This is a genomic window from Methylobacterium sp. E-025, from assembly GCF_022829705.1.
Taxonomy (GTDB): Bacteria; Pseudomonadota; Alphaproteobacteria; order Rhizobiales; family Beijerinckiaceae; genus Methylobacterium.
The window spans coordinates 1-15,053 of the sequence record NZ_JAKSYR010000182.1; the positions used below are offsets into that span (position 1 = coordinate 1).

19 protein-coding genes and 1 pseudogene are annotated in these 15,053 nt (G+C 61.5%); 3 read left to right on the forward strand and 17 right to left on the reverse strand.

All coding sequences use genetic code 11. The features are described from left to right. Positions 1–559: 559 nt before the first annotated feature. Both MKK64_RS26215 and MKK64_RS26220 read left to right on the forward strand, forming a co-directional pair. Positions 560–1,126, forward strand: a complete 567-nt coding sequence (locus MKK64_RS26215) for a hypothetical protein (RefSeq protein WP_243938570.1) — start codon at positions 560–562, stop codon at positions 1,124–1,126. 193 nt (positions 1,127–1,319) lie between these two features. Then, positions 1,320–2,521 (forward strand): annotated as a pseudogene (locus MKK64_RS26220) (IS3 family transposase). A 57-nt stretch (positions 2,522–2,578) separates the two neighbouring features. Here MKK64_RS26220 and MKK64_RS26225 read toward each other — a convergent pair. Continuing rightward, positions 2,579–3,670, reverse strand: coding sequence for a TadE/TadG family type IV pilus assembly protein (locus MKK64_RS26225; protein WP_243938572.1), 1,092 nt, complete (start codon positions 3,668–3,670; stop codon positions 2,579–2,581). Between the two features lie 399 nt (positions 3,671–4,069). Here MKK64_RS26225 and MKK64_RS26230 point away from each other — a divergent pair, with 399 nt between their 5' ends. Next, positions 4,070–5,428, forward strand: coding sequence for a pilus assembly protein TadG-related protein (locus tag MKK64_RS26230; RefSeq protein ID WP_243938573.1), 1,359 nt, complete (start codon positions 4,070–4,072; stop codon positions 5,426–5,428). 338 nt (positions 5,429–5,766) lie between these two features. On the opposite strand, the gene MKK64_RS26235 is transcribed toward MKK64_RS26230, so the two are convergent. From MKK64_RS26235 to MKK64_RS26310, 16 genes are all read right to left on the reverse strand, one after another. Further along, entirely contained in the window at positions 5,767–6,918 is a 1,152-nt protein-coding gene (locus MKK64_RS26235) for a YihY/virulence factor BrkB family protein (protein ID WP_243938575.1), read from the reverse strand. Between the two features lie 579 nt (positions 6,919–7,497). Next, complete coding sequence (locus tag MKK64_RS26240) at positions 7,498–7,899, reverse strand: DUF3618 domain-containing protein (protein WP_243938577.1); 402 nt, start codon at positions 7,897–7,899, stop codon at positions 7,498–7,500. Then, the gene (locus MKK64_RS26245; RefSeq protein WP_243938578.1) at positions 7,896–8,258 is read right to left on the reverse strand and encodes a phage holin family protein; all 363 of its coding nucleotides are present in this window, start codon (positions 8,256–8,258) and stop codon (positions 7,896–7,898) included. The genes MKK64_RS26240 and MKK64_RS26245 overlap by 4 nt, the downstream gene beginning before the upstream one ends. Positions 8,259–8,299: 41 nt before the next feature. Continuing rightward, a complete protein-coding gene (locus tag MKK64_RS26250) occupies positions 8,300–8,743 on the reverse strand; it encodes a hypothetical protein (RefSeq protein ID WP_243938580.1) in 444 nt (147 codons plus the stop codon). Between the two features lie 43 nt (positions 8,744–8,786). Next, positions 8,787–9,149: a CsbD family protein gene (locus MKK64_RS26255; RefSeq protein WP_243938582.1), complete on the reverse strand. Its 363-nt coding sequence runs from the start codon at positions 9,147–9,149 to the stop codon at positions 8,787–8,789. Between the two features lie 64 nt (positions 9,150–9,213). Further along, on the reverse strand, positions 9,214–9,450 hold the full coding sequence (locus tag MKK64_RS26260) for a hypothetical protein (RefSeq protein ID WP_243938584.1): 237 nt from the start codon (positions 9,448–9,450) through the stop codon (positions 9,214–9,216). 66 nt (positions 9,451–9,516) lie between these two features. Next, the gene (locus MKK64_RS26265; RefSeq protein ID WP_313898941.1) at positions 9,517–9,642 is read right to left on the reverse strand and encodes a YidB family protein; all 126 of its coding nucleotides are present in this window, start codon (positions 9,640–9,642) and stop codon (positions 9,517–9,519) included. 144 nt (positions 9,643–9,786) lie between these two features. Then, a complete protein-coding gene (locus tag MKK64_RS26270) occupies positions 9,787–10,269 on the reverse strand; it encodes a YidB family protein (RefSeq protein ID WP_243938586.1) in 483 nt (160 codons plus the stop codon). Between the two features lie 84 nt (positions 10,270–10,353). Further along, the gene (locus tag MKK64_RS26275; RefSeq protein WP_243938587.1) at positions 10,354–11,049 is read right to left on the reverse strand and encodes a hypothetical protein; all 696 of its coding nucleotides are present in this window, start codon (positions 11,047–11,049) and stop codon (positions 10,354–10,356) included. Between the two features lie 49 nt (positions 11,050–11,098). Further along, the gene (locus MKK64_RS26280; RefSeq protein ID WP_243938589.1) at positions 11,099–11,560 is read right to left on the reverse strand and encodes a hypothetical protein; all 462 of its coding nucleotides are present in this window, start codon (positions 11,558–11,560) and stop codon (positions 11,099–11,101) included. Between the two features lie 30 nt (positions 11,561–11,590). Next, the gene (locus tag MKK64_RS26285; RefSeq protein ID WP_243938591.1) at positions 11,591–12,496 is read right to left on the reverse strand and encodes a YsnF/AvaK domain-containing protein; all 906 of its coding nucleotides are present in this window, start codon (positions 12,494–12,496) and stop codon (positions 11,591–11,593) included. After that, positions 12,493–12,993: a YsnF/AvaK domain-containing protein gene (locus MKK64_RS26290; protein WP_243938593.1), complete on the reverse strand. Its 501-nt coding sequence runs from the start codon at positions 12,991–12,993 to the stop codon at positions 12,493–12,495. The genes MKK64_RS26285 and MKK64_RS26290 overlap by 4 nt, the downstream gene beginning before the upstream one ends. A 2-nt stretch (positions 12,994–12,995) precedes the next feature. Continuing rightward, a complete protein-coding gene (locus MKK64_RS26295; protein WP_243938595.1) occupies positions 12,996–13,952 on the reverse strand; it encodes a hemophore-related protein in 957 nt (318 codons plus the stop codon). 71 nt (positions 13,953–14,023) lie between these two features. Then, on the reverse strand, positions 14,024–14,284 hold the full coding sequence (locus MKK64_RS26300; RefSeq protein ID WP_243938597.1) for a GlsB/YeaQ/YmgE family stress response membrane protein: 261 nt from the start codon (positions 14,282–14,284) through the stop codon (positions 14,024–14,026). 107 nt (positions 14,285–14,391) lie between these two features. Further along, a complete protein-coding gene (locus tag MKK64_RS26305) occupies positions 14,392–14,574 on the reverse strand; it encodes a hypothetical protein (protein ID WP_243938599.1) in 183 nt (60 codons plus the stop codon). A 162-nt stretch (positions 14,575–14,736) separates the two neighbouring features. Then, positions 14,737–15,053: response regulator transcription factor (locus tag MKK64_RS26310; RefSeq protein WP_243938601.1), on the reverse strand; the 317-nt coding region annotated here is incomplete at its 5' end.

Sequence of the window (15,053 nt, forward strand, 5' to 3'; positions counted from 1 at the left end):
GCACGTCCGTCGGCAGGACCGGCTCGATCACCGCCCACTCTTCATCCGTCAGGTCAAACCGCGCCATCCTCGGTCCTCCATTCGGAGAACCAACGATGCCACGGCCAAACCGTGCCAGACGTTATGAGTTCACGACCTAGCCCACGCATCCGTGAAGCACCCACGGACATCATACTCACGTCGACATGGGTGAGGACCATCGACAACGCCGATCTCGACACCGTCCGGGTTGACCCGTTCCAATGGACGGATCGCAAGCCATCCAAGCCGAAGTTGCACGTCGTGGTGCTGTCCGGCTGACATGACTCGGCTGAGAGTTGGAAAAATGCGATCGGAGCGACGCCGTCGCGCAATGGGCGGCACTTGCGGACTTATGGACCCAGATCTTCGCAAGTTTCATTTCATACTCGCCTAGTTGATCCGCAGTTCACACAAAAAGTCTTCTGCGGAAGAATGTCGGCATAGCTTGTCTGTTATAACACGAACCGATATTGATGCCCAACGTGGAGCAGTAGGCGAATTTTAATTAGTAGTCAAACCCCAAAGAGGACGTTAGAACATGAGCGATGCCAGAGACGATCACGATACCCATGAGGAAGCCTGGCCGTTCGAGGAGGTCTTGAAGGCAGGCCGCGAGGGCGCCCGCGAACAGCTGCGTCGGTTCCTAGACTATGTCGCCGAGAACGATCCCGCACTGGCGGCGACGATTGCGGCGGAAACGGCGCGATTCGATACCGTATCGCATACGGTCATCGAGCCGACGATGCGCGAGGTCGCTAATGAGGTAACGCAGCGCGGCTGGCACGTCTCCGTAGTCCGAGACGATGATCTGGACCGAATGGCGGTGTTTGCTACGCCTGGCATACGATTCTACTGCAGCGGCACGTCGTCCCGCACTGGAACCGGCGCCCCGGTCTGGCCGTCCTGCTTCGTCGGCTTCTATGGGAGCGTTCGGAACTCGGCTGTGGGAACCCTCGTGGAATTGCCCCAGGTCGCCGAAGGCGCTGTCCCTTCCTCCGAGCCGTTACTCCAATACCCGGAGGTCACGAGCGAGACGGTCCGCACAGTGCTCATTGCCTTCCTCGAAGATTTGGGGCGCGAACTCTCAGTGATCGAACGCGCTTGACCGGGCTGCCGGAGCTATGGCCCACATCGTTTGCACGCTACGTTCAGGGCGGACGGACACTGGGACAATCGAGCACGGCGCGATCATCGAGTTCAACCGAGACACTCACGACATTGGCGTTCGCGACATTGGTCAGCCCCCATTGAGATGGTCCGCCCTTTGGTATGGCTTTTGAGCCTGGGGGACGGACAAGATGGCAAAGCACCCGAAGCCCGAGGAGATCGTCGCGAAGCTACGTCAGGCAGACGTGCTGATCTTACAGGGCCAGAGCGTGGCCGATGCAATCCGCGCGCTCGGTGTGAGTTCGGTGACATACTACCGGTGGCGACGTGAGTTTGGCGGCCTGAAGTCGGATCAAGTTCGACGGATGAAGGTCTTGAGACCGAGGATGCTCGGCTTCGAAAGGCCATCGCCGATTTGACGCTGGACAAGCTGATCCTGCAGGAGGCGTCCCGGGGAAGACGTCTCGAGCCCTGCGCGCCGACGCGCCTGTGTCTAGCACATCATGCGGACGATGACCGTCTCCGAGCGCCGTGCCTACAGGGCGCTTGGACAGCATCGCCCGACACAGCGCAAGGTACCGCGGGGCCGCGACGATGAAGAGGCGCTGACGGCCGATCTCGCGGCGTTGGCTGAGAAGTACGGACGCTATGGCTACCGCAAGATCAGCGCGCTGCTGAAGGCGGCCGGATGGTTCGTCAACGACAAGCGCGTCGAGTGCATTTGGCGTCGTAAGGGTCTGAAGGTCCCAGCCAGACAGCCCAAGCGGGGGCGGATCTGGGACAACGACGGCTCCTGCGTCCGTCTTCGCCCGGAACACCGCAATCACGTGTGGTCGTACGACTTCGTCGAGGCGCGCACGCATGATGGACGCAAGATCCGGATGCTCACCGTGGTCGGCGAACCGAAGGACCGCGCAGCGAGTTCACGCACGAATGCTTGGCGATCCGAGTCGCCCGCAAGCTGAAGGCAACCGACGTCATCGACGTGCTCTCAGATCTGTTCATCCTGCGTGGCGTACCGAGCTATATCCGTTCGGATAACAGCCCGGAGTTCGTTGCGAAGATCGTACGAGCTTGGATCACCGGCGTCTGAGCAAAGACGGCCTACATCACGCCAGGCTCACCGTGGGAGAATGGCTACGTCGAAAGCTTCAACGCACGGCTTCGCGACGAACTTCTGAACGGCGAGATCTTCTACACACTCAGGGAAGCGCAGGTCGTCATCGAAAGCTGGCGCCGTCACTACAACGGCGTGCGCCCGCAGGCCTCGCTGAAATACCGGCCGCCGGCACCGGAGGTGTTCGTGCCAGCCTTCTCCGCTTAGCCGGCTGCGCTCGCCCGACCAGCTCCGCCGGCCAAGCTACTCGTGGCGGAGCGGCCCACCGTGCACTAACTTCACTCTTGGATCACCTCGTGGGGGCCGATCATGTCCAATCTACATATTTTCAAGCTATTCGACGATTCGTAATTTCTTGTCAGAGACCTTCACCAATGTCGGACAGGATACGATGACTCGAATATCGTCATAGTCCATGTCGCTACCAGCGTTCGGCGGCCGATCTTCCCAGCCGTAATACATGTACTTGTTATCGCTACAACTCGCGGTCGCCGTGGCGGGATTGTGGGTCGTATGACTATTCGGCAAGATGCCCCCGTCCGACTTACTTTTGCATTGGCTCAGGGTGTCGCAGACAATCGTCTCCAAAATCGGATTTGAGACCATGTTGATCGGAGACAGAGTGGTTCCGCTGTACACGCGATAACCCTTCATGCTCACCGACTGTACGCGTGTTCCCGTATCGATGGTCGTATCGGTATAATACTCGTAAATTTCTTGATTCGTATCATTCCATGCGGATTTGTTGCTGCGAGCGTTTCGAACGTTATGCAGCATATAGCTTGGCGCTTCATTGGCGCCACAGGTGGGCAAGGTGGCTTTAGAGTAATCTGTCGAAGGCGCGCCATTGTCGGCAATGGCGACTATGCCTCGGCGACCCTTGTCGGCCTGGGCTTGTCGTTTTGGATCGGACGAGTAGCAGTACATGTAGATACGGTTGTAGTCAGCAGCCTCAGGTGACAGCTGGCTAAACGTTGGCGGGCTGGTCTGGTAGACAGGCGCGACTCGATTGACGGTCGTGGCAGTCCCGACTGTAATCTGCCTTGGCATGCCGGGTAGAAGGTGCAAGAGGCTCGTCTTCAGCGTCGTCGAGATTGTCACCCGGTAGTTCGCGCCGTCAACCCACGTACCATTAACTTGGAAGCCATTGGTCGTCTTGACCGAACCCAGTTGCGAGGTGAGCTGAGCACTGGCCAGGCGCAGGCCTTCGGTGGCAGCGGCGACGGTGTCAGCGTTCGCAACCAGCAGGGCGGTCGCATCGGCCACGCTGGCTTCAACAGCGCGGATACGCACAGCATTGCCGTAGTCAATCGCGAGGCCGCTCGCACCGACGAGGAGGGGCAGGGTGAGCCCAAAAATTACTATGATATTGCCGCTTTCGGAGCTGACAAAGGAAGCCGATCGGCAATGCCTACCCAGCTGCATGGGCACCTCCCAACGTAGCCGCCGCTTGAAACCAGACAAACCGTGCAGCATACGAGGTATACATATACAACCAGCCTTAAAAATAAGTTATGTTCATTCAATGCAGAAATTTACATTCAGATGGCCTGTTGTGGGTTGATAATTAATATTACTTTAAAATATTAATTTCTGCTTGATAGAGTTAAAGCCCCCCGTCACAACACGTTTCTTATCCGGCAATCGCTTGACGCATTCATCAGTCTTTGCGCGTCTTTAAGACTATTTTGATTTTCTTCCGTCATTCAAAGTGCCATGCGATCGCTCTTTAATCCACCACAGGTGAAGGTTGTCCCTCTAGAAGAGGCCATTGATGAGCCGCGCTTCGAAGTACCTAGTACGCTAAGTCGCCGAGATGGCTTCTTGGTTGATTGCCGCGGCGGTGTCGCAATCATTTTCGGTCTAAGTGCAACTCTACTGCTTGGCCTCGTCGGCGGCGGCGTCGACTATGCCCGCCTCTCGTACCGCCGCACCCAACTTCAGAGCGCTGTCGATGCGGGAACCCTTGCCGGCGGTAACACCCTCAAGCTCGTATCATCGACCGTTGAATCAGTCCAAGGCGTGACCGAACAGACGGTTCGAGACAGCGCCCATTTGTTACCGGATCGACCATTCACGCTCACCGTCACTGTAGCTAAAGATAAGACAAGTGTGTTCGCTCGCGCTGAGGAAACGGTGAGGCCGGCTTTCGGCGCCTTTCTAGGCATTCGTACGACGGTGGTGGCGGTACAAGCGCGAGCCAACGTCGTTGGCAAAATGCGCCTGTGCATGCTCACCCTTGACCAGAGCGCACCCGGCGCCTTCAACCTGCAGACGAGGGCCGAGGTCACCGCAGATGGGTGCTCGCTTTATTCAAATTCATCCAACGTCAAAGGCATGGTCGGCGGCGACAGCGCCATGGCCAAAGCTCAGACCATCTGCTCGGCGGGGGGCTACAGTGGAGCGCGAGCGAACTTCGCACCCCCACCGCAAACGGGCTGTCCGACGCTGGGTGATCCGCTCAAAGACCGCTCTCTACCCGTACCGGGCAGTTGCATGCCGATCCCGGCTTCGGCCAACAGCAAGGGTGATACCAGTAAGAACCTTGTCGACCAGAGCGTCACCCTTGATCCCGGCACTTACTGCGGCGGCTTGCACATCACGAAGAAGGCGAACGTCACTCTTCGATCCGGCATCTACGTTATGAAGGATGGGCCGCTCGTGGTGGATCAGAAGGGCTCACTGACAGGTACGGATGTCGGCCTGTTTTTTGCCGGAGATCAAGCTGGTTTGCTGTTCGACAAAAAGTCTACAATCAGCTTAGCAGCTCCGACTACGGGTATCATGGCTGGCCTATTGATGGCCGAAGATCGAACTGTCAGCAGTCCTGTCGACCCGACGACCGCAATCATCAGCTTCGTAGGCGCTTTGCTCTCTCCTCTTTCCCCGGCCCCGTCGCCGACACCTCAGCCCCTGGGTTTGACGCGCCCTCTGCGTACCTACCGCATTATCAGTGACGACGCGCGGACCATGCTGGGGACGATCTACCTACCTGTTGGCCGGTTGGTGATCGACGCGGACAAGCCTGTGGCTGATCAGTCCGCCTACACCGTAATCGTCGCCGCACAAGTCAACCTCTATGAAGGGCCGAACCTGTACCTCAACGCGAACTACGACGCTACCAGTGTGCCGGTACCTAAAGGCGTTGGTCCGATCTCGGGGAAGCTCCTGCTCACCCAGTGATAGTTCCGGAAACGAAATATAATGTTTGGTGAATAAGCAAAGTTTGATGTCCGCCTTCCGACGCCGCCCGAGCTTCGGCCTATTCCCCTAGTAGAAGTTGCCGGACAGCCGATGAATGGCCGCTCTTTGGAAGCGCCTGTGGCGAACCAAGCGACCGGGTTGCGTCGAGAACCGCCGACTGCCCATGTGCGGAAAATGGTCGAATTGCCGTCATGCTGATTGATAGGATGAATGTTATTTATCAGTTATTATTCAAATATAGCTCTCACGAATCCTGGATATATTTCTGAGAAGTATGGATTTTGCAACCAGAAGCATTCGAACTATCCACCCAATTTTCATACGGCAGCTGCGATGGTGTCAGCCACTTTTGCTTTGCGCGCACCAAGCTCTTCCGGCCGACCCGTTGTCGTATCTGTGACCGTCTGATGTTCCATCTCGGCATTTAACTCCGCTCCGAGCAGGACAATGGTCGTAGAGATCCAAATCCAGGTCATGAAGCCGATGATGGCTCCAAGGGACCCGTAGGTCTCATTGTAGTTGCCGAAGCTTGAGACATACCACGAGAATAGCGCCGACACGACGATCCAAAGAACGCCAGCAACGCCACTTCCCCAGGTGACCCAACGCCACTTCGCAGCTTCTCGGCTCGGTCCGTACCGGTACAAAAGCGCCAGGCTGCCTAAGACGACCAGGAGTAAGATCGGCCATCGCGCTAATGTGATCACCCATTCCATCGAACCCAAATTCAGCAAGGCTAGCGCAGCCGGTATCACAACGATGCCGACAAGAGCTAGGACTACAAAGAGAAGCGCTCCAGCTGTAAAAGTCAGAGATCGTAAGTTCAACCAGAAAAAGTTCCGCTTCTCTTTCTCATCATAGACGATGTTCAGCGCATCAAAGATTGCCTTCATGCCACCGTTGGCGCTCCAGATCGACACGACGATGCCGAAGGCCGCGGTGAAACCGAGGGTGCCGCCACCTTTTGCTGCGATGCGCTTGACCTGCTCGCCGATGATGTCGAGGGCACCGCCCGGCATGACGCTTTGGAGAGAGGCCAACTGTTCGTTAATGGTCGTAGGATCGGCGACAAGGCCGTAAATCGAGACAAAAGCGCCAATGGCGGGAAAAAGCGCCAGGATGGCGTAGAATGTGACGCCTGCCGCAACCAGCAGTACACGGTCGTTGCTGAACTCCTGGAACAGGCGCTTGCCAATATCGAACCAACCTTTGGCCGGGATCTCAGATGGGCTGGACGCCTTACGACCTCGGTCAGCCTCCGTATCAGCGATCCGGGCGGCGACCACCCCTTCGTGAGTTTTTGGACCGTCCTCGGTGCCAAGCTGACTCGATGCGTCTTCCGAGCGCGAAGTGAGTCTGCGATGCGGTAGAGCCACCAGCCCAAGAAGTGCGGTTCCGAGAAATATGGTCCAGACCATCGGCGAGGTCTCAGTCCGCAATGGGGTCACCTGTGGGATAGGGTCAGTCATGGGGCATCTCTTGAAGTAGGCCCCAACAGGGGACCTCGGTATTGAGGCAGCGTACGCCTATCTACAATAGTCTTTCGACCTATTACACGCTCTCAGCCAATGTTATCAACTCCTGTGATTGAAAGCGGGTTGATTGGGGACGATATCAGACCATAAGAGAGCGCCATATCATAGCGAATCCGGTTAGGATCATCGCGACCAAGATAAAGCTCGCGGATCGGTGCGTACGCAGGCGCCTTAGTCGTGTGATGAAGCTGCCAATGAGGAGGTTTAGAACGACCACCAGGCAGACTTGCTCGATGGTCATGCAAGACTCCTTTCAATACTTTCAACTAGACGCAACGGGTATATGAATGAGAGAAAGAGCTGCTTAAGCCGCAGTGTTCTCGCTAATTCATCGAGTTAGAGAGCAGCAATTAAATGCGTTTCTCTGGGTGGGGAGTCAGTGCATTGCCATTATTTGTGCTTAGGCGCTGTACTTGGTCCAGCCAGAACATGTGCCGACTGGACGGAAAGCTGCTGCCGAATATCCCAAGCTTGACCAGTGTCGCGGCGAGCTCATACCGCCTCGTCCCGGGACTATTTTCGACGCTGGCCATTTCTGCGTCGTGGACTGTCGTTGTCTCGGTCACCGGGAATTTTTCGATGTCGTAGCTGGAGGCTTCGAGGCAATGGCAGTGCTCGGTACGGCGAACCGATCCGGATCCCGTATGGTTCGGTAGGCAGCCCCCCAATGGGATTCTTGCCCTTGAGGAGCATCACGGTGCCGAGGCACATCATGAGAACTGGCACCGGGTTGCGGCGGACAGCCTCCAGGGCGCCGTCGTAGAGGACGGCCCCGGTCGCGTCGTGGCGGATGCTGCGGAGCATGTCTTCGACGATGCCGGTGGGGGTGAGGCGCTGCGTAAGACTGTGCAGCGTCCGGCCCAGGCGGCCGCGGCTTGCCTCGATCTCGTGCTCCAGTGCGTGGGCGTCACTCATGCGTCTACGTGCTCCTTGATAACGGTGGCGTCCTGCCGAAGCTGGCGGCCTGTCCGAGTCGGCATGAGCCCGTTGAGCGAGAACCGGCTCCTGGCGGTCAGCGCCAGGACGACGCCGAGAACGAGGAAGACGACACCGACGATCAGGGCGGAGAGCGCCTCCGAGCCGACGACAGCGGCGACCCACTTCATCAAAGCGTCGACCAGGACCAGGAAGCCGACAACGGCGAACACCGCCGCACCGGCCATCGCCGCGAGGCCGACGATCAGGCTTCGCAGGCTGTCGGTTATTTCCTGGCGGAACAGGGCGATCTCGCCCCGGACGACGTCGCCTACACCCCGGAGCGCTTCGGCGAGCAAACTGGGAATGCCATGGGCAGATGTGGGTGGCGGGACGGCGCTCAAAGGTACCTGCCCCACGCCTGCCTGGGTTCACCGGGGGATTTGCCAGCACCGCCTTCGCCGAACCGGATGATGTGGAAGGCGCCGTACCCCAGCGCCCCGACCACCAGGGCCGTCGCCAACGGGTGGCCTAGTGCGACCCCCTTGGCGTCGCGGTAAAGCTCACGCCAGCCTCGGCGTATGATACGGTCCGAGAACGCGTCGAGGTTGTCGGCGACGGCGTGGACGAACGGCTTTACCTGTGTTTGTCCATTCAGTTGGCTACCGCCCGAACGCAGCGCGCCGGCGAGCTCAGAGAGGAAGCCTGCAGCCTCGATCTTGTGCCGGTCGGCATAGCCGCTGGCTTGGTCGCGCACGGCATCGGCCAAGCCAGCCGGTGAGCGTGCCGCCTGCATCGGGCCATCGGCGAGGGGCGGACACGCAAGTCGGGTGGGATCGTTCAAGGTGATGCTCCTGACCTGCGGGACGGCTTGGGTGAGGCCGCACCTAGCGGCGGCCGTGGATGACCATCGCGAGGAGGTAGCCGAGTGCGCCCGCCATCGCGGCCATCATCAGCGGTGACTCCTTGGCGTAGCTCGTCACCGTGTCGGCGCCCTGACGGTAGGTGCGCTCGGCGTCGGGGAAGGCGTCGCGACCCTGCTTCAGGGCACCCTGCGCAAGGTCACCGGCCTGGTCGGCAACGTCGCGCACGGCGTCCTTAGCCTGCCCGTACAGGTTCTCGACGTTGCCCTTGGCTTCGTTGGCGACGCCCTTGGCCTTGGTCTCGCGGTCGCCCGTCACGTCGCCAACGACGCCCTGGACCTTGCCGCTGAATTCCTTCGCTGCACCGGTGATGCGGTTCTCGTCCATGGTTCTTCTCCGAAGTTGGTGCCGGGCGCGCGGAATGCGCGTCCGGCGGTTGGATGGGGTCGTGTTACTTCTTGGCGCTCTTGCCGTGGGCCTTGGTCGAGCTCTCGTGTGCCTTCTCGGAGTGGCCATGGGCCTCCTTCGAGTGCTTGGCGGCGGCGGTCTCGTCGCCCTTCTCATGTTGCTCGGCGGCGGTCTTGTGCGACTTGGCGGCGGCCTCGTGGTGCTTGGCAGCCTCAGCGTGCGCGGTCTTGGCCATGGTGGGTTCCTCGGGTGGCACCGTCACGGTGCTCGTTGCGGTCATGTCGACCGGCGCGTCCGGACGGGAGGGATCCCGACCGGCATGCGGGATGTCCTCAGGTGCAACGCCTCAATGGGCGGGCAGCCTGCCGTCGGGGGTGTAGCGATCCACCGAAGGAAGCTCTGATGAGAGCCAGGAAAGAATCTCGTTGCGGGAGAGGCCGGCCTGTCTCGAATGAGTATCGAGCTTGTCCAAACTAATCGATACTTAGTGGTTGGCTCCGGTGCTGCCGACCATCAGAAAGGCAAGCGTTGTGGTCAGGAGCCAAGGACGAACACCTCTGTGCTGATCCAATTGGAACGGCAAAGCTCGTTTTGTCCTGGTTAGGCGCAACAAGAGCTACCAGTGTGCGTGCTCCTGCTCGGTCGGCATCCGGCCTTGCGGGGTGAGCTGGTCGATCACACCTGGCAACAGGTGGGAGAGCTGCGACAGCAGGTCGGAGCTTCCCATGCCCGTCTGCTGTGAGAGCTGCCCCACCGTTTCCGGACCGAGCGCCGCTCCGAGATCGTGCGGTGCGATTGGCTGGTTCTGTCCTTGGCCGATCCACGAGTTGATCGCCCCACCATGGCCGGCCTGGGTAAACTGCTCGACGAGGGCACCAAGCCCACCTGCTCCGCCACCTCCGAGCAGACCACCGAGACCACCCTGGCCACTGCCAAGACTGTTACCTGCGTTGCCCAGCATGCCGCCAAGGCCGCCGTCTCCGGCCCGTGCGGCCAGAAGGCTCATCAGGACGCTTACAAGGGGACTGGCGCCGGCGCCCTGCTGCTTACTGGCGTTGCCGCCGACCACACTGCCGATGATACTGTCGAGTAGGCCCATGATCTGGACTCCTGAAGCGGCCTTTCGACCAGGTTGATCGGATTGGTCGATGCCGAGGCTGCGCTGGCGCGCGGATCCCGATGATCAGACCGGGTGATTGTAGACACGCACCCGGCGAGCACCGGACGTCCGTGTATCCGGGCTAGCCACGGGAGCGTCGACCGCATCGTTCTCGCGCACGATCGAGCCTGCGGCTGCGTCCGAACCAATCAAGGTCGAAGTATCGCTTTGCGACGCGCCAGCCGTCTTTCTGCTCCAGCCCTCGCTTTCCCAACCCTGCGTACGTGCGTCAAGATCGACAGCGCCATGCTCCTCCAGGATGCGCATGGTCACGGCGGCGTGGGCCTCATCCACCTTCGCGGTCAGTAGCGAACCACCCCGGCGCACGCCTTCAGCGTAGGCATGCGCATCGGTCTCGCTCACGCCGGCGCTGGTCAACGAACCGGTCAAACCACCTGCCGCGGCCCCGAGGCCGGCACCGGTCAACGTCGCGACGAGCCAGCCCGCAGCCACGACCGGACCGACGCCCGGGATGGCCATCAGCCCGAGGCCAGCGAGGAGACCGGCACCGCCACCCAGGATCGTGCCGAGCGTTGCACCGGTCCCTGCACCGTTGGTGGCATGGTCCACCGGATCGCTGGTTCCAGTGGTGGTCGTCTCCGTCTTGTTGCCGACGAGACTAATGTCGGAGTGCGGCACACCAGCCGCCTCCAGCTTCGTCACGGCCGCGGCAGCGTCGTCGTAGCGATCGTACAGGGCCGAGAGGGTCTGTGTGGGCATGGAAGCACTCCGAGGGGTTTGAACCGGATGAATCGAACGCGGAAACCGGCTAGCGCACCGAGACGTTGCCTTTGAAGTCGAGGCCGACGCTGGCCGGCTTGCTGCCCATCAGCGCATCGCCGCGCCAGATGCCGTTGCCGTCCTTCTTGAGGTTCGTGACCTCGTGGTAGCCGGCCTGCTCGAGACGCCGGCGGGCCTCACCCTCAGTGAAGCTGTTGGCACCCCGCTCCAGTTTGACGTTCGCTCCCGCTCCTGTGACCAATGCCGTGTTGGCGTGATCCGTGTTCGGCCGCGTCACGGCGTTCTGACCACCGGAGGTCGCACTGGAGACCTCACCCGCTGCCGGCTGCCCGGTAACAGTCGTCTGCGCCGATGCGGGTGCTGCTGCGATCAGCGGCAAGAGGAGAAGAAGCGAGCGGTTCAGAAACATGGCGGGGCCTATTTGACAGGTTGCGGTCGAGAACGGGCCGACCCGAACTCGGATCTCGGCATGGTGCGCTGCCTGGTGCATCAAGGATCCAGGCAGCGCTTCTCGGATGGATCAGACCGGCTTGCGGGTGCCGGGCGCGGCGTCCGTCACCGTGGTGCCGGTCGTGCCAGTGCGGCTGACTTTGCCGCGCTCGTCCTCGACCTCGACCTCGGTATGGCGCACCTTATCCGTAACGGTCTCGACGCGCTGAGCCGCATCCTTGCGGATGCCGACCTCGCCAACGACCCGGGCTTCCTTCGACACCACCGCCTCTTCGCGCATCTCGGTGGCCTCAATGACCTTGTCCTCGAACAGAGCCATGTCGCCAGGCGTCACCGCCCGGTCGACCACACGCCGATCAACGTGCACGGTCTCGTCATGCAAGGTGACGTTCTCGCTTACTGCCTTCTCAACGGCGTAGGAGCGCACCCGCACCCGGCCGCTGTCGACCACGCGCTTGCCGACGTTGAGCCGCTCCTCAACGACCGGGATGTAGTCCGACTCGCCGGTGGTCGTGCCGGCGGCCTTCAGGGCCGCGGCGCCCGTAGCCGAGGTTCCGGTCGCCGTCGTGTCCGTGGTCGAGCTCGCTGCCGTAGCTCCACCGGCCGAGTAGCCGCTCCAGCCTTCCTGGCGCCAAGCACTCTCACGCTGGTCGAGATCGACCGAACCGTTCTGCTCCAGGATGTCGTAGGCTGTGTCGGACTGCGTCGGCTCGACACTCACGGTCAGCAGCGTGCCGCCTCGGCTCAGACCCTCGCTGTAGGCGTAGCGATCCTCCTCGGGCATGAAGTAGTCCTTGAGCGAGCCCCAGAACCCGCCCTCGTCCTTGCGGTAATCGTAAGAGCCGCTGGTGCGCGCCGTCTGCGCTCCCTGCACCAGCCTAATCGTCGATTGCGGGATGCCGGCGGCGATGAGCTTGGCTTGAGCGGCCTGTGCCTCGGTCGGGCGATCGAAGAGCGCGGTGATCGTCTGCGTCATAATGTTTGCTCCTGAGCTGATAGGGGATTGATCTGCTCGCTGGCGTGGCCTTCCGGATCCACGCGTTCGACCACGGCGTGCTGCTTGCGCAGTGTCACCGGGACCTCGACGTCTTCGTCCGCTGTGGTCTGGCGGACATGCACCTCCTCCCGTAGGACGAGGCGCTTCTCGACGACGAGGATCTCTTCGAGGACCGGGATGATGGTCACCCCGTTCTCCTCCCGGACCACCGGGGGCGTCTCGCCCTCGGCCAGGGTCCGGTTGATCGGCACCCGGGTAACCCCGACGTGATCGCTGCGCAGGGTCTCGCGCAGGACCTGATCGACCGCCTCGGTTCGGGTCGAGACCCGCACCCGCCCGGTGTCCACCGCCCGCTTGTCGATGCGGGCGGTCTCGGCGATCAGCGGGAGCGTTACGCTCTCACCGATGGCGACCTTCGCCGCCTGCTTGTCCTGCGTCCCGGGGAGACGCGGCTCGGTGGCGGCGGGGTCGCTCACCGTCAGACCCGACGCTGGGTCGTGACGACGGGGGCGGTGCGGGTGAGCACCGGGTCGACGGCGGCACCACGCCCGGCGAAGAAGGCCGACAGTGCACCGAGGACCAATGCCAGGGCGCCGTAGAGCGCTCCCTGCGAGCCGACCCGGGCTGCAGCATCCGCCGCCTGCTTGGCCTGCTCCTTGGTCTGGGCGACCGTGTCGTTGAACTGCTTCACGTACTGGGCGACCTGGGTCCGGGCCTGATCGACCGGGATGCCCTGAGCCTTGGACAGTGCCTGGGCGGCCTTCTCCTGTGCGTCCTTCTGCTGGGCGGCGTCACCGGTCACGGCGGCGCGCATGGCGCTGACGGCGGCATTCTTCAGGGCCTCCGGATCGTTGCCGGTCGTGCCACGGATCTGGCCCTCGATGTTCGAGAACGGATTGTCCATGCCCGGCAGCGACGGGGCAGCCGCCTGTGCCGCAGTCTTCACTGAACCACCGACCAGGTTGCCAGCACCGCCAAGCGTGCTCGACACCGCGCTCGATGCGCCGCTGACGATGCCGCCCACCGCCGAGGACAGCAGGTACACGACAACCAGCGTCGAGACCGCCCAGGCGAGCAGCCCGTGGTAGGCGGTGGTGGTGTTGGCGGGCTTCCCCGAGAGGCGCCCGGCGAGCCAGCCGCCGGCGGTGACTGCGAGAATGCCGGAGATCACGAACCAGATGCCGGCGCCGGACGAGAGCGACCCGGCGGTGGGCGTGCCGTTGCCCGCCGGGTCGACGGTCGACAGTCCGATGCCGAGCCCGACCATGTTCAGGATGACCTGGGCGACCAGCGCGATCACGGCGCCGGCGAGCACCGCCCCCCAAGAGACCGAGTGCAGCGCCATCGTGCGCATGTCCTCGGCCGGGGTGGCCAAGGTGGAAGTCGGGACTTCGTGATCAAAAGTCGAACGGGTGGTGTCGGGGGACAACGCCATAGTTGGTATGCTTTCGTTTTAAGAGATCGGGTCGGTCTTCGGCCTGTATCGGCGAAGAGGGTTCGCCTGGATCAAAGCACCCGTCGGCGGCCCATGAGGGTGTGGTAGATCCATAGCACCACCACGGCGCCGACGATGGCGACGAGCAAACTGTAAAGGTTCACCCCGGACACCCCGGGCTGGCCGAACTGGTTGAACAGGAAGCCGCCGACGACGGCGCCGACGATGCCGAGCAGGATGTCGACTACGAGCCCCTGACCGGTGTTGTTGACGATCTTGCTGCCGATGAAGCCGGCGATCAGGCCGAGCACGATCCAGGCGAGGAGGGACATGGTCCAGTTCCACTTCATGCAGTTGGGTTGAGAGGCCTGCCTCTGCAGACGTGCTGACGGTGTGCAGAGGCTGAGTGCAGCCCGCGCGCCTACTCGCCGCCCCAGCATCACCTGTGAGTCGAGCGCTTCGATCTTGCCTTGGGGGTCAACGACGTGTGCGCAGCTTCGATGGCGGCGATCTCAGCGGCGGCTTCCGCCTGGATCGCCTGGTCGCCCTCGATGATGCCGATGGCTTCCTTGATCAGTGCCCGGGTGTGGTCGGGAGAGAGCACCTTCCGACGCCCGGCCACGCGGATCTCCTCATATCAACCCAGGGGGATGATCTTCCGAGATGCCCGCATGAGCAGAGCTACCACTGCGTAATAAGGAATTCTACTCGAAGTTCCGCCGATTTACATAAAGTACATTTGCACCAAGCCAACTTGGTAGTTCCGTCACGGTTTTCTTCCGCCTTAGCGTAGGTGCCGGGTGTTCGGGCCGATCCCACGCTCTTGCGCCCACACCACCACGGCGCTGCGGCGGTTGACCCCGAGCTTGCGATAGAGCGCTGAGACGTGATTGCGCACCGTGTTCGGCGACAGCTTCAGCTCGGCCCCGATCTCCTGATCGGTGGCCCCCTGACAGATCCGCGTGAGCATGTCCCGCTCCCGGATCGTTAGGTTCTCGATCCCGGCCGACGGCCGGCCGGAACGGGTCGGGTTGCGCAGGGTCGCCAGCTTGTCGATCACCCCATGGCTGAACCACGACGCGTCAGCCATAACCGCCTCGA

Coding starts and splice junctions, on each gene's coding strand:
- MKK64_RS26215 (WP_243938570.1), top strand. CDS start 560: ATGAGCGATGCCAGAGACGATCACGATACCCATGAGGAAGCCTGGCCG.
- MKK64_RS26225 (WP_243938572.1), bottom strand. CDS start 3,670: ATGCAGCTGGGTAGGCATTGCCGATCGGCTTCCTTTGTCAGCTCCGAA.
- MKK64_RS26235 (WP_243938575.1), bottom strand. CDS start 6,918: ATGACTGACCCTATCCCACAGGTGACCCCATTGCGGACTGAGACCTCG.
- MKK64_RS26240 (WP_243938577.1), bottom strand. CDS start 7,899: ATGAGTGACGCCCACGCACTGGAGCACGAGATCGAGGCAAGCCGCGGC.
- MKK64_RS26255 (WP_243938582.1), bottom strand. CDS start 9,149: ATGGACGAGAACCGCATCACCGGTGCAGCGAAGGAATTCAGCGGCAAG.
- MKK64_RS26260 (WP_243938584.1), bottom strand. CDS start 9,450: ATGACCGCAACGAGCACCGTGACGGTGCCACCCGAGGAACCCACCATG.
- MKK64_RS26270 (WP_243938586.1), bottom strand. CDS start 10,269: ATGGGCCTACTCGACAGTATCATCGGCAGTGTGGTCGGCGGCAACGCC.
- MKK64_RS26275 (WP_243938587.1), bottom strand. CDS start 11,049: ATGCCCACACAGACCCTCTCGGCCCTGTACGATCGCTACGACGACGCT.
- MKK64_RS26280 (WP_243938589.1), bottom strand. CDS start 11,560: ATGCACCAGGCAGCGCACCATGCCGAGATCCGAGTTCGGGTCGGCCCG.
- MKK64_RS26285 (WP_243938591.1), bottom strand. CDS start 12,496: ATGACGCAGACGATCACCGCGCTCTTCGATCGCCCGACCGAGGCACAG.
- MKK64_RS26295 (WP_243938595.1), bottom strand. CDS start 13,952: ATGGCGTTGTCCCCCGACACCACCCGTTCGACTTTTGATCACGAAGTC.
- MKK64_RS26300 (WP_243938597.1), bottom strand. CDS start 14,284: ATGTCCCTCCTCGCCTGGATCGTGCTCGGCCTGATCGCCGGCTTCATC.